The 12,990-nt window shown below is 70.8% G+C and carries 11 protein-coding genes and 1 pseudogene; 1 reads left to right on the forward strand and 11 read right to left on the reverse strand.

What is annotated here, in order from left to right:
* Window positions 1-239: 239 nt before the first annotated feature.
* Entirely contained in the window at window positions 240-1,364 is a 1,125-nt protein-coding gene (locus E4N62_RS18035; protein WP_230215608.1) for an esterase family protein, read from the reverse strand.
* Between the two features lie 193 nt (window positions 1,365-1,557).
* On the opposite strand from E4N62_RS18035, the gene E4N62_RS18040 reads away from it, so the two are divergent.
* Window positions 1,558-3,468: a phosphatidylglycerol lysyltransferase domain-containing protein gene (locus E4N62_RS18040; RefSeq protein WP_230215609.1), complete on the forward strand. Its 1,911-nt coding sequence runs from the start codon at window positions 1,558-1,560 to the stop codon at window positions 3,466-3,468.
* A gap of 75 nt (window positions 3,469-3,543) precedes the next feature.
* On the opposite strand, the pseudogene E4N62_RS18045 reads toward E4N62_RS18040, so the two are convergent.
* The 10 genes and pseudogenes from E4N62_RS18045 to E4N62_RS18090 all read right to left on the reverse strand — a co-directional run.
* Window positions 3,544-4,011: pseudogene (locus E4N62_RS18045) on the reverse strand (DUF3180 domain-containing protein); the annotation flags it as partial.
* Between the two features lie 119 nt (window positions 4,012-4,130).
* Complete coding sequence (folK, locus tag E4N62_RS18050; protein ID WP_230215610.1) at window positions 4,131-4,742, reverse strand: 2-amino-4-hydroxy-6-hydroxymethyldihydropteridine diphosphokinase; 612 nt, start codon at window positions 4,740-4,742, stop codon at window positions 4,131-4,133.
* Complete coding sequence (folB, locus tag E4N62_RS18055) at window positions 4,739-5,098, reverse strand: dihydroneopterin aldolase (RefSeq protein ID WP_215448312.1); 360 nt, start codon at window positions 5,096-5,098, stop codon at window positions 4,739-4,741. Before folB ends, folK begins: the two co-directional genes overlap by 4 nt.
* Window positions 5,099-5,374: 276 nt before the next feature.
* Window positions 5,375-5,878 carry a nuclear transport factor 2 family protein gene (locus E4N62_RS18060; protein WP_230215611.1) on the reverse strand — a complete coding sequence of 168 codons (504 nt, stop codon included), beginning with the start codon at window positions 5,876-5,878 and terminating at the stop codon, window positions 5,375-5,377.
* The gene (gene folP, locus E4N62_RS18065) at window positions 5,875-6,741 is read right to left on the reverse strand and encodes a dihydropteroate synthase (RefSeq protein ID WP_184905105.1); all 867 of its coding nucleotides are present in this window, start codon (window positions 6,739-6,741) and stop codon (window positions 5,875-5,877) included. The genes E4N62_RS18060 and folP overlap by 4 nt, the downstream gene beginning before the upstream one ends.
* Window positions 6,742-6,835: 94 nt before the next feature.
* A complete protein-coding gene (folE, locus tag E4N62_RS18070) occupies window positions 6,836-7,441 on the reverse strand; it encodes a GTP cyclohydrolase I FolE (protein WP_230215613.1) in 606 nt (201 codons plus the stop codon).
* 200 nt (window positions 7,442-7,641) lie between these two features.
* Window positions 7,642-9,657: an ATP-dependent zinc metalloprotease FtsH gene (gene ftsH / locus E4N62_RS18075; protein ID WP_230215615.1), complete on the reverse strand. Its 2,016-nt coding sequence runs from the start codon at window positions 9,655-9,657 to the stop codon at window positions 7,642-7,644.
* Window positions 9,658-9,847: 190 nt separating this feature from the next.
* A complete protein-coding gene (gene hpt, locus E4N62_RS18080; RefSeq protein WP_215448309.1) occupies window positions 9,848-10,408 on the reverse strand; it encodes a hypoxanthine phosphoribosyltransferase in 561 nt (186 codons plus the stop codon).
* A gap of 91 nt (window positions 10,409-10,499) precedes the next feature.
* Window positions 10,500-11,666: a tRNA lysidine(34) synthetase TilS gene (gene tilS / locus E4N62_RS18085; protein WP_230215616.1), complete on the reverse strand. Its 1,167-nt coding sequence runs from the start codon at window positions 11,664-11,666 to the stop codon at window positions 10,500-10,502.
* A gap of 190 nt (window positions 11,667-11,856) precedes the next feature.
* Window positions 11,857-12,981: a zinc-dependent metalloprotease gene (locus E4N62_RS18090; RefSeq protein WP_230215617.1), complete on the reverse strand. Its 1,125-nt coding sequence runs from the start codon at window positions 12,979-12,981 to the stop codon at window positions 11,857-11,859.
* Between the last annotated feature and the right edge of the window lie 9 nt (window positions 12,982-12,990).

A 12,990-nucleotide genomic window follows, 5' to 3' on the forward strand; every position in this document is an offset into this window, starting at 1 on the left:
GGTTCCTCACCGCCGGTGCCGCAATGCGCCCACCGGCGGCTCCTCCTCTGGATCAACCTCATTGAATCCGGATACGTCTTGGCCGCATCCGTCTCTTTCCTCGCCGGTGAATTCCGCGAATTGCGGGACCCGCCGCCGAACCGTTACCGAACTCGTCGCCGACCCGTCGCCGCACCGTGACCGACCAGCCCTTCGACGGCGCACGACCACCCGGCGTCAGCCACCCTCCCCGGCCCACTTCACCGGTCGCTCAACCGCCCGCTGATCCACTGCAACGTCGCCGGGATCTCCCGGCGCCAGGTGTTGAAGTTGTGCCCGCCGCTGTCGAGGATGATCGACGAGATCCGCGTCGGCCGCGTCTCCTTCACCTGTTCGATGAACTTCAGCGTGGCCTTGTAGTTGGTCTCCCCCTGTTTGCTGCTGGTGACCAGCAGAGAGGTGTCCGGCGCCGGACGGTGCTTCAGATACCAGAACAGGTCCGCCTCGTTCCGCAGCGTCTTGTTCCCTTGGAAGAGATCGCCCGTCGTCGGGTCGATCGGCGCCTTGTAGTACGGCGAGAGGCCCGCGCCGGCGGCGAACACCCGGGGATGGTGCATGGCGAGTTTCAGCGCACAGTAGCCACCGGTCGAGTCGCCGATGACGCCCCAACTGCCGGGCTTCTTCCCGACCCTGTAGTGACGCCCCACGGCGTCCGGCAGATCCCGGGCGAAGAACGTCTCGGCCTGCGGCCCGCCCGGCACGTCCACGCACTCGGTGTCGCGCGGCGGCGCCACGGTCGGCCGCAGCATCACCAGGATCATCGGCTGAGCCTTCCCGTCCCGGGCCGACGCGTGGGCCGTCTGCGGGAAGTGCAGCCCCTTGATCAGCGCCTCGGCGGTGCCCGGGTAGCCGGTGAGGACGACCGCGGCGGGGAAGGTGCGGGTGCGGTACCGGGGCTGGAAGTACTCCGGCGGCAGATACACGTACGCCGGGCTCGCGATCCGGCTCGTACGGCCGACGATCTCGACCTTCTGGATCTGGCCGCCGACCGCGGGACTGCCGCCCCCGGCCACGTTCACCGGCTGGGTGTCGACGACCCGCAACGGGCCCCCGGTGTCGGCCCCGTCGTGGTCGACGACCACCCCCTGCCCGGTCTCCCGGCCGAGAAGGTCGGCCCAGCTGGCGTAGAACCCGAAGGCCTGGTTGGCGGCCAGGCCGACCGACACGAAGACGGCGACCTGTGTGGCCAGCAGGACGACGATCCGACCGCCGACCGCTCGCCATCCGCGCCGGGCCAGCCGCGGCCACAGCCACACCGTGCCGACGAACAGCAGTACCGCGGACAGCACCGCCAACACCAGGACCTTGTTGCTCGTCAGACCCATCGGGTTGTCCCCCGCCGACCTTTCTTTCCTTGTCTTTCCCTGCCCTTTGGTTCAGCTTTCCGATGGAGAGTGAACCTCCCCCGCCGAGCCACCGTCCTAGAGGGCGCAATGTCGCCGGATGCCGGAAAAGGCACCGGATCCAAGCTCTCTCGCGGAACTACGGGATGCGATGTCTGTCAGGACAGATGGGGAAATGTCGGGTGGGGTTCCGATCCGGTCGGACCGACTCGCGCCGAGCGCCGACCGGCAGCCGAAGGACGCACGCCCAGGCGCGGCGCCGGGCGCGGTGCCGGGCGCGGTGCCGGGCATCCTGCGCCGCGTGCTGCGCGGAGTGCCGCGCGGCCCGCGCCCCGAGGCCGTACCCGCCCTGGTCGCCAGGGCCTGCACACTCGTCGGGCTCGTGGACATCGCCGCGGGGGTGTTCCCCCGCTTCCGCAACAGCCGTATGCACGCCCTGGCCGAGGTGCTCCCCGGCGCGCTCGGCCCGTTCGCGGCGGCGCTCTCCCTGAGCGTCGGCGTCCTGCTGCTGCTCCTCGCGCACGGTCTGCGCCGGCGCAAGCGACGGGCCTGGCGGGCGGCCGTGGTCCTGCTCCCGGCCGGGGCGATCGCCCAGTTCACCTACCGCCACTCACTTGTCGGTGTGCTCGTCTCGCTCGCGCTGCTCGTCCCGCTGCTGCGCCACCGCGACGAGTTCCGCGCCCTGCCCGATCCCACCAGCCGCTGGCGGGCACTCACCAACTTCGTGCTGATGGGCGCCGGTTCGATCGCCCTCGGTCTGGTCGTCGTCAGCGCGCACCCCGGACGCATGGTCGGCGACCCGAGCCTCGCCGACCGGCTCGAACACGTCATCTACGGCCTGTTCGGCTTCGAGGGCCCGGTCGACTACGCCGGCAGCACGTCCTGGACGGTGGCCTTCTCCCTCGGCGCCCTCGGTCTGCTGACCGCCATCACCACCGTCTACCTGGCTTTCCGCCCCGAACATCCGGCGGCCCGCCTCACCGACGACGACGAGGCACGGCTGCGCGCCCTGCTCGACCGGCACGGCGGCCGCGACTCGCTCGGCCACTTCGCGCTCCGCCGCGACAAGGCGGTCGTCTTCTCCCCCAGCGGCAAGGCGGCGGTGACGTACCGCGTCGTCTCCGGGGTGATGCTCGCCAGCGGCGACCCGATCGGCGACGTCGAGGCCTGGCCCGGCGCGATCGAACGCTTCATGGACGAGGCGAAGGCCCACTCCTGGACCCCGGCCGTCATGGGCTGTTCGGAGACAGGGGCGGAGGTCTGGACCCGGGAGACCGGCCTGGACGCCCTCGAACTGGGCGACGAGGCGGTGGTGGACGTCGCGGATTTCTCCCTCACCGGACGCGCGATGCGCAACGTGCGTCAAATGGTGAAGCGCATCGAGCGGCTGGGTTACGAGACCCGGGTACGGCGTGTCCGTGACCTCGGCGAGGCGGAGCTGGACCGGATCCGCCGCGCCGCCGAGGACTGGCGCGGCACCGACACCGAGCGCGGGTTCTCCATGGCCCTCGGCCGCATCGGCGACCCGGCCGACGGGGACTGCCTGATCGCCACCGCCCACAAGGCCGACGAGGTCCCCGGCCCGTACGGCGACCTCAAGGCCGTCCTCCACTTCGTGCCCTGGGGCCCGGACGGCGCCTCCCTGGACCTGATGCGCCGCGACCGCTCCGCCGACCCCGGCATGAACGAACTCCTCATCGTCGCGGGCCTCCAGGCCGCCCCCCGCCTGGGCGTCCGGCAGGTCTCCCTGAACTTCGCGATGTTCCGCTCGGCCCTGGCCCGGGGGGAGAAGATCGGCGCGGGCCCGGTCCTGCGCGCCTGGCGCGGCCTGCTGGTCTTCCTCTCCCGCTGGTTCCAGATCGAGTCCCTCTACAAGTTCAACGCCAAGTTCCGCCCCCGCTGGGAACCGCGCTTCGTCGTCTACGCCGCCTCCCGCGACCTCCCGCGCATCGGCCTGGCCGCCATGCAGGCCGAGGGCTTCGTCGACCTCGCCCTGCCCCGCCTGCTGCGGCGCCGCGCGAAGGCTCCGGCCCCCTGCGCCCACACGATGCGCTCGGCGGAACACTCGGCGCGCAGCGCGGCGTGAACGGTGCGGCCCACGCGCGACGGGCCGCCCGCCCCCAGCCCTGCGGCGCCCGGTCGCGTTACGTCGCCCGCGCCGCCCGCCGCCCGTGTCGTCGTCCTCCGGGAGCTTGCAGACTCGCTCCAGGAAGAAGGCCGCCACTATGACGGCGATGCCCGCGAGGACGGAGAAGCCGGCGTAGATGGCCTGGTCGCGGCGGGCCGGGACCTCCAGATACTCCAGGAGGAAGACGCCGACGCCGCCGTACATCCCGGCGACGAGCGCGGCGACGAGGGCGCTGGCCTGGCCGAACACGACCGCGCGGGCGGCCATCAGGGGATCGACGCCCTTGGCCTCCGGCCGGCGCTCCCGCTGGGCCTTGAGCCGACTGCGCAGGGACAGCGCGGTGGCCGTCAGGACGGCGGCGATCAGCGCGAGCACGATGGGGGCGGCCAGCGGGACGCTCGGCAGGGTGTCCACCGAGTTCCACAGCCGGGCCCCGGCCCAGGACAGCACCCCCGCCACCACGAACACCGCGGCCAGCGTCCTGATGCGCAGCTCTTTCACGATGCCCCTTCGACGAGCCCGATGGTCCACGGACGCCGGGCCCACGGGCGCCGGGTGGTCGGCCCGGCCGGTGGTCCCGACGGCGTCGGGGATGATCCCGACCCGGTAGACCTTAACGACTACTCGGGCAGCTGGAGTTCCAGGTCGGCGCGGGGCGACACACCCTCGCGGGTGATGCCGCCCAGGAGCTGGGCGATCGGGCCGCGGCCGGCGAGCCGGGCCTCCGGCTCCACGTCGTGCCACGGCGCGAGGACGAAGGCGCGCTCGTGCGCCCGCGGGTGCGGCAGGGTCAGGGCCGGGTCGTCGGAGACGACGTCCGCGTACGCCACGATGTCGACGTCCAGCGTGCGCGCGCCCCAGCGCTCGTCCCGCACCCGGTGGAAGGCCTCCTCCACGGCCTGGGCCCGCTCCAGCAGCGAGGAGGGCGGCAGGGTCGTCTTCAGCACCACCACCGCGTTGAAGTACGAGGGCTGACTGCCCGGCGCCACCCCCCACGGCTCGGTCTCGTACACCGGCGACACGGCCTTGACGCGGACGCCCGGGGTGTCCTCCAGGGCGTCGACGGCGCCCTGGAGGTTCTCCAGCCGGTTGCCCAGGTTCGAGCCGATGGAGATCACCGCCCGGCGGGGGTTGTGCAGGGTCGTGTCGGCCTCGTCCACCTTCTGCACGACGGAGGCCGGCACCGGCTGGACGGTCGGGTCGCTCTGACCCCCGGTGAAGAACGCGGTCATACTCGGCTCCGGGTGATGGTGACGGTCGTGTCGTCGAAGGGGACCGTGATCGGCGCGTTCGGTTTGTGGACGGTGACCTCGACCTCCTGGACCACCTCATGCCGCAGACACGCCCGGGCGATGCGCTCGGCTAGCGTCTCGATGAGGTTCACCGGCTCGCCCGCGACGATGGCGACGACCTCCTCCGCCACGATCCCGTAGTGCACGGTCTTCGCCAGGTCGTCGTCGGCCGCGGCCGGCCGGGTGTCCAGCCCGAGCGTGAGGTCCACGACGAAGGTCTGGCCCTCCTCGCGCTCACCCGGGAACACCCCGTGGTACCCACGGGCCCGTAGGCCGCGCAGCGCGACACGATCCACGCGAATCACTCCTGCAGTCGTCGGGAACGGCCGATGTCCTCCGTGTCGTCCGAACACGGTCGGCACATCGGCCACCTTCGAATCTACCTGCGGGCACTGACAGCGCTCACCCTCCGGAGGACTCGATTCCACTTCCGTATGGACAGGGTTCATCGAGCGTTGCCCCAGGGAACGCGACGGCTCACGGGTCGGAAGCCGCCCCTACCCGCGCCCCCGGGTTCCCAATCACCCCTTGGGCCCTGCGGGCCACCGGCCCCCTCGGGAGGGTGACTCCGCTCAGGAAGGCGACTCCTCGCCCTCGTCGTCGTCGGACTCCGTCAGGACCGGGGAACCGTGGTGCGACCAGAGCTTCCAGCCGTCGGGTGTGCGACGGAACACATTCGTGGCGACCACCAGCTGCCCCACGAGCGGCCCCAACTCGTCACCGCCGTCCGGCGCCGGGCCGCCGCTGAGGATGTTCTCGGTGCACGTGACGAGCGCGGTGTCCCCGGTGACCGAGACGTGCACATCGGTGAGGAAGAACTGGATGTACTCCGTGTTCGCCATGATCAGCGCGTACGACCGCAGCACCTCGCCGCGCCCGGTGAGCACCGGCCAGCCGGGATGGACGCAGGAGATCACACCGGTCTCGGCGGGGTCGTGGTACTCCTCGTCCACGCCCACGTCGGCCGGGGCCAGCCAGAGCGCGGAGAGCGTCTCGAAGTCGCCCTGTTCCAGGGCCTCGTAGAAGGCCCGGTTGGCGAGTTCGACCTGTTCGACGTCGAGGTGGGGAGCGCTCACCGCTCACGGGCCCCTTCGATGGCGCGGGTCACCCGGACCGCGTCGGCGGTGGCGCGGACCTCGTGCACCCGGACCGCCCAGGCGCCCTGCTGTGCGGCCAGCGCCGACACGGCGGCCGTCGCGGCGTCCCGTTCCCGCGCGGGCGGCGGGGCGCCCTCGGAGCCCGCCAGCACCCGGCCGAGGAACCGCTTGCGGGAGGCGGCGACCAGCAGGGGGTGCCCGAGTCCGTGCAGCCGGTCGAGGTGCGCGAGGAGGGCGAGGTCGTGCTCGGCGTCCTTGGAGAAGCCCAGGCCGGGATCGACGACGACGCGGTCCGCCGCGACTCCGCCCTCCAGGACGGCCTCCACGCGCGCGTGCAGCTCCTGGAGCACCTCGGCGACGACGTCCTCGTAGACGCCCCTCACGTTGCCGCCCTGGAGGAAGCCGCGCCAGTGCATCACCACGAAGGGGGCGCCCGCGTCGGCGACCACCGGGATCATCGCGGGGTCGGCCAGCCCGCCGCTGACGTCGTTGACGAGCGCCGCGCCGGCGGCGAGGGCCTGCTCCGCCACGGACGCGCGCACGGTGTCCACGGAGACGGTGACGCCCTCGGAGGCCAGCCCTCGCACCACCGGGACGACTCTGCGCAGTTCCTCCGCCTCGTCGACCCGGGGCGCGCCGGGACGGGTCGACTCACCGCCGACGTCCACCAGGTCCGCGCCCTCGCCGACCATGTCCAGGCCGTGCTTGACCGCCGCCGTGGTGTCGAAGAAGCGGCCCCCGTCGGAGAAGGAGTCCGGGGTGACGTTGACGACACCCATGACCGCACAACGGTCCCATCGGGGCAATCCGGCCACCCACCCACGCCGGTTCTGCTTGCTCATGCGTCAAGCCTAGGCCCCCGCGCGCGGCCGTGGTCCGGCGCTCCCGGCACCGAGGCGCCGGCGGGCCATCGGGGAGTCAGCGGGCCACCGGGAGTCAGTGGGCCATGATGAGGCTCATCGCCTCGTTGCGGGTCGCCGCGTCCCTGAGCTGGCCGCGCACCGCCGACGTTATGGTCTTCGCGCCGGGCTTGCGGATGCCCCGCATCGACATGCACATGTGCTCGCACTCGACGACCACGATCACCCCGCGAGGCTCCAGAATCTCCATCAACGAGTCGGCGATCTGCGTCGTCATCCGCTCCTGCACCTGCGGACGCCGGGCGTAGACGTCCACGAGCCGCGCCAGCTTCGACAGCCCGGTGATCTTGCCGCTGGTGGACGGGATGTACCCGACGTGCGCCACGCCCCGGAACGGCACGAGATGGTGCTCACAGGTCGAGTACACCTCGATGTCCTTGACCAGCACCATCTCGTCGTGACCCAGGTCGAACGTGGTGGTCAGCACATCCTCCGGCCGCTGCCACAGCCCCGCGAAGATCTCCTTGTACGCCCGCGCCACCCGCGCCGGCGTCTCCCTCAGGCCCTCGCGGTCGGGGTCCTCGCCGACGGCGATCAGCAGTTCCCGTACGGCGTTCTCGGCGCGCTTCTCGTCGAATTCACCGATGGTGCCCTCGCCGTCCAGCGTCACGGGGTCGGTCATGTCGTGCCTCGCTCCTGAGCCTGTGACACGTACGGATGACGCGTCTCGTCCTCGGCCTTCTTGCGGCCCTCTTTCGGCCATACGAAATGCCGCGCCCCCCAGGCTAGAACCAGGGGGGCGCGGCAATCATTCCGGGCCTGACGAGGCGGCTGGGGCCGGGAGCGGCATGCTCCCGGTGGCCGGTTCTCATCGGTGGGGCGTCAGCTCTCCGTGCTCTCCTCCGGGGTCGCCTCTGCGGGCGCCTTGGTGGTGATCGCCGGTGCCGCGCCGTTGGTGCCGTTCGTCAGTGCGAGCTCCTTCGGGGAGAGCACCGGCGGACGGGTCGACGGGGTGCGGCGGGAGGAGCCGGTCCAGGCGGGCCGGGCCGGACGCTTGACGATGGCGGAGAAGATCTCGGCGATCTCATCCTTGCCCAGCGTCTCCTTCTCCAGCAGCTGGAGCACCAGGTTGTCGAGGACGTCGCGGTTCTCGACCAGGATCTCCCAGGCCTCGTTGTGCGCGTTCTCGATGAGCTTCTTGACTTCCTCGTCCACGAGCGCGGCGACCTCTTCCGAGTAGTCGCGCTGGTGAGCCATCTCACGTCCGAGGAACGGCTCCGTGTTGTCGCCGCCGAACTTGATGGCGCCGAGCCGCTCGGTCATGCCGTACTGCGTGACCATCGCGCGGGCCAGGTTGGTGGCCTTCTCGATGTCGTTCGCGGCGCCGGTGGTCGGGTCGTGGAAGACCAGTTCCTCGGCGGCGCGGCCACCCATCATGTACCCGAGCTGGTCGAGCATCTCGTTGCGGGTGGTCGAGTACTTGTCCTCGTCCGGCAGGACCATCGTGTAGCCGAGGGCACGGCCTCTCGACAGGATCGTGATCTTGTGGACCGGGTCGGAGTTGGGAGAGGCCGCCGCGACCAGGGCGTGTCCGCCCTCGTGGTACGCGGTGATCTTCTTCTCCTTGTCCGACATGATCCGGGTCCGCTTCTGCGGGCCCGCGACCACACGGTCGATCGCCTCGTCCAGCATGTGGTTGTCGATCAGCTTCTTGTCGCTGCGGGCCGTCAGGAGCGCGGCCTCGTTCAGGACGTTGGAGAGATCGGCACCCGTCATACCGGGGGTGCGGCGGGCGACAGCGCCGAGGTCGACGTCGGGTGCGACCGGCTTGCCCTTCTGGTGGACCTTGAGGATCTCCAGCCGGCCCTGCATGTCCGGGCGGTCGACCGCGATCTGGCGGTCGAAACGGCCGGGGCGCAGCAGCGCCGGGTCCAGGATGTCCGGGCGGTTCGTGGCGGCGATCAGGATGACGCCGCCCTTCACGTCGAAGCCGTCCATCTCGACGAGCAGCTGGTTGAGCGTCTGCTCGCGCTCGTCGTGACCGCCGCCGAGGCCGGCGCCGCGGTGGCGGCCGACCGCGTCGATCTCGTCGACGAAGACGATCGCCGGGGCGTTCGCCTTGGCCTGCTCGAAGAGGTCACGGACCCGGGAGGCACCGACACCGACGAACATCTCGACGAAGTCGGAACCGGAGATCGAGTAGAAGGGGACGCCCGCCTCGCCGGCGACGGCGCGCGCGAGGAGCGTCTTGCCCGTACCGGGCGGGCCGTACAGCAGCACACCCTTGGGGATCTTGGCGCCGACGGCCTGGAACTTGGCCGGCTCCTGCAGGAACTCCTTGATCTCGTGGAGTTCCTCGACGGCCTCGTCCGCGCCGGCGACGTCGGAGAACGTCGTCTTCGGGGTGTCCTTGGTGATGAGCTTGGCCTTGGACTTCCCGAAGTTCATGACCCGGGAGCCGCCGCCCTGCATCTGGTTCATCAGGAACAGGAAGACGACCACGATGAGGACGAAGGGGAGCAGAGACAGCAGGATGCCGACGAAAGCGTTCTGCTTGGTCGGGGAGACCGTGTAGCCGTCGGGGATCTGCTTGTTCTGGAACTTGTCCTGCAGGGTGTTGGCGAGGGTGACGCCCTGGTCGCCGATGTAGCTCGCCTGGATCTTCGAGCTGTCCTCGATCTTCTGGCCGTCCTTGAGCTGAACCTTGATGGTCGACTCTTCGCCGGTGGTCAGCTTGGCTTCTTTGACCTTGTTGTCATTGATCGCCTGGACCACCTGGCCGGTGTCCACCGTCTTGTAGCCGCCGGACGAGCCGACGACCTGCATCAACACGACCACGGCAAGGACGGCCAGCACGATCCACATGACTGGCCCACGGAAGTATCGCTTCACGTCCATCCATACGGAGCGGTGTCGCCCCGTCCCTCCTGCCATAGTGAGTTTGATAAAAGACTGTTCTTCGGACGGTACCCCAGCATTGTCACCCGAAGCCGCAGGGGACTGCTCGCAATCCCGTCCTCGCATGCTCCAACGGCGCGAAACCCGCTGGGGTTCCCGAGCGTCTTACGGGGAATGAGCCGGAATCGGTTCAACCGCCGTAGACGTGGGGCGCGAGCGTACCGACGAACGGGAGGTTGCGGTACTTCTCGGCGTAGTCGAGGCCGTAGCCCACGACGAACTCGTTGGGGATGTCGAAGCCGACCCATTCCACGTCGATGGCGACCTTGGCGGCGTCGGGCTTACGCAGCAGGGTGCAGATCTTCAGGGACTCGGGCTCGCGGGAGCCGAGGTTGGAGATCAGCCAGGACAGGGTCAGACCCGAGTCGATGATGTCCTCGACGATCAGGACGTGCCTGCCCTTGATGTCGGTGTCGAGGTCCTTGAGGATCCGCACCACACCCGAGGACTGGGTGCCCGCGCCGTAGGAGGACACGGCCATCCAGTCCATGGTGACCGGGGTGGACAGCGCCCGGGCGAGGTCTGCCATGACCATCACCGCGCCCTTGAGGACTCCGACGATCAGCAGGTCCTTGCCCGCGTACTCCGTGTCGATCTTCGCGGCCAGCTCGGCCAGCTTCGCGTCGATCTCTTCCTTGGTGATGAGCACCTCTTTGAGGTCGGTGCCCATGTCTTTCGCGTCCACCCGCATCACTTTCGGTCGTCCCAGGGCCCGCCCCGGACGCCCGCGTCCCCTGCGGGGGGCTCGGGGCCCGTCGCGCGGGCCCCGTCGGCGTCCGGTTTCAGCCTTGCCGAATCACCAGTCTGCCACCCTGCCGCTGGGCGACGACCCGGCCGGGGAGATTGATGGCTCCCTGACCGCGCCAGCCGGTGATGAGACGGTCGATCTCCTCGATGTGCCGGGCGAAGAGGGAACCCGCCGGGGCTCCGGCCTCGATGGCGGCCCGGCGCAGGATCCGGCGGCGCACGGCGGGCGGCAGGGCGTAGAGCTTGGCGCACTCCAGCAGGCCCGCCGCGTCGCGGACGGAGGCCTCCGCCTGGCGGGCCCAGGTGTCGAGGGCGTCGGCGTCGTCCCGGGAGAGCTGGGCCGTACGGGCGAGGGCCTCGACGACGCCCTTGCCGAGCGCCTTCTCCAGGGCGGGCAGGCCCTCGTGGCGGAGCCGGGAGCGGGTGTAGGCGGGGTCGGCGTTGTGCGGGTCGTCCCAGACGGGCAGCGACTGGACCATGCAGGCCTTGCGGGCGGTCTGCCGGTCGAGCTGGAGGAAGGGGCGGCGGTAGCGGCCGTCGGCCCCCGAGACCGCGGCCATCCCGGACAGGGAGCGGATGCCGGAACCTCGGGCGAGCCCGAGGAGGACGGTCTCGGCCTGATCGTCGCGAGTGTGGCCGAGGAGGACGGCGGCGGCCCCGTGGCGTTCGACCGCGGCGTCCAGGGCGGCGTAGCGGGCGTCCCGGGCGGCGGCCTCGGGACCTCCGTCGCGGCCGACGGTGACGGCGACGGACTCGACCGGGTCCAGGCCGAGTTCGCGCAGGCGCAGGGCGACTTCCTCGGCGCGCAGGTCGGAGCCGGGCTGCAGACCGTGGTCGACGGTGATGCCGCCGGCGCGGACGCCGAGCTTGGGTGCCTCGAAGGCGAGGGCGGAGGCGAGCGCCATGGAGTCGGCGCCGCCGGAGCACGCCACGAGCACGAGCGGGCTCTCGGATGCGGCGGATCCCGGGCGGGAGGCACCCGGGCGCGCGGAACTGCCGCGCCTCACCTCGACGGGCACAGCCGCAGGGGATACGGCCGTGGGGGGCGTGGGCACCGGTGGTGCGCCCGGGTCGGAGGGCGCGCCCGGGAGCGCGCGGGCGGGCGCGTGCGGGGTGGTGTTCGTGTGGTGTTCGGTGAGGAGGTCGTGGAGTACGCGGCGGACCGCCAGGCGTATCGCCGCGACCGCGGGGTGGGGACCCATGTCCGGTTCCCTTCATGAAATTGTCGGGGGTGAGCCCGAGCTCGGTCACTCAGAGTGTGTAGATGGTGACAGAACCGGGCGGTTCCCCGAGCATTGCACGCCTACCCCTCGCTCACGGTCCCTCGGACGGGTGATTGGAGGGGCGTTCGCCTGCCGTCGGCCGGACACGTTCACCACGCTCGCGCGCGGCTCACGACTCCGCCTTGCGATGCACCCGCGCGACCCAGTCCGCCGGTTTGGCGATCTCCGCCTTGGTCGGCAGGGTGTTCGGGGAGGTCCAGACGCGGTTGAAGCCGTCCATGCCGACCTGTTCGACGACCGCCCGTACGAACCGCTCGCCGTCCCTGTACTGCCTGAGCTTGGCGTCCAGACCCAGCAGTTTGCGCAGCGCCTGGTCCAGGCGGGAGGCGCCCTTCGCGCGGCGCTGCTGGAACTTCTCGCGGATCTCGGCGACCGAGGGCACCACGGCCGGACCGACGCCGTCCATCACGAAGTCGGCGTGGCCCTCCAGAAGGGACATGACGGCGGTGAGCCGGCCGAGGATCTCGCGCTGGGCAGGGGTCTGCACCAATTCCACGATCGAGTGACCGTCGTCGCCGACCTCCCCCTCGGGCCGGCCACCCGCGAGTGACTGGGCGGCCTCCCTGATGCGCTCCAGGAAAGTCGTGGGGTCGACCTCCGTCTCCCCCAAGAACGACTGGATTTCACCCTCAAGGTGGTCCCGCAGCCAGGGGACGGCGGTGAACTGCGTGCGGTGCGTCTCCTCGTGCAGACAGACCCAGAGGCGGAAGTCGTGGGGCTGCACGTCGAGTTCGCGCTCCACGTGGACGATGTTCGGGGCGACGAGCAGGAGTCGGCCGCCGCCGTTCTCGCCTGCGGGCAGGTCGCGGGTCGCGGGGGCGAAGGTCTCGTACTGGCCGAGGACCCGGGAGGCCAGGAAGGACAGGAGCATGCCCAGCTCCACGCCGGTGACCTTGCCGCCGACCGCGCCGAGGACGGCCCCGCCGGGGGTGTTGCCGCGACGTTCCTGCATCTTGTCGAGCAGCGGCTTCAGCAGTTCCCGGAAGCCGGCGACGTTGGCCCGGACCCAGCCGGGGCGGTCGACGACGAGCACGGGGGTGTCGTCGGCCGTGTCGGGGAGCATCCGGGTGAAGGCGCGGACGTGCTCCTCCGAGGCCTTCGCGTGTCGGCGGAGCTCGGCGACGATGGCCCTGGCCTCGTCGCGGCTCACCTCGGGGCCCGGCCGCACGAGCCGGGTCGCGGTCGCCACCGCGAGATTCCAGTCGACCATCTCGGCACCACCGATACGAGTCATGTTGTCAAC

Source organism: Streptomyces sp. MNU76 (genome assembly GCF_020982545.1).
Lineage (GTDB): Bacteria > Actinomycetota > Actinomycetes > Streptomycetales > Streptomycetaceae > Streptomyces.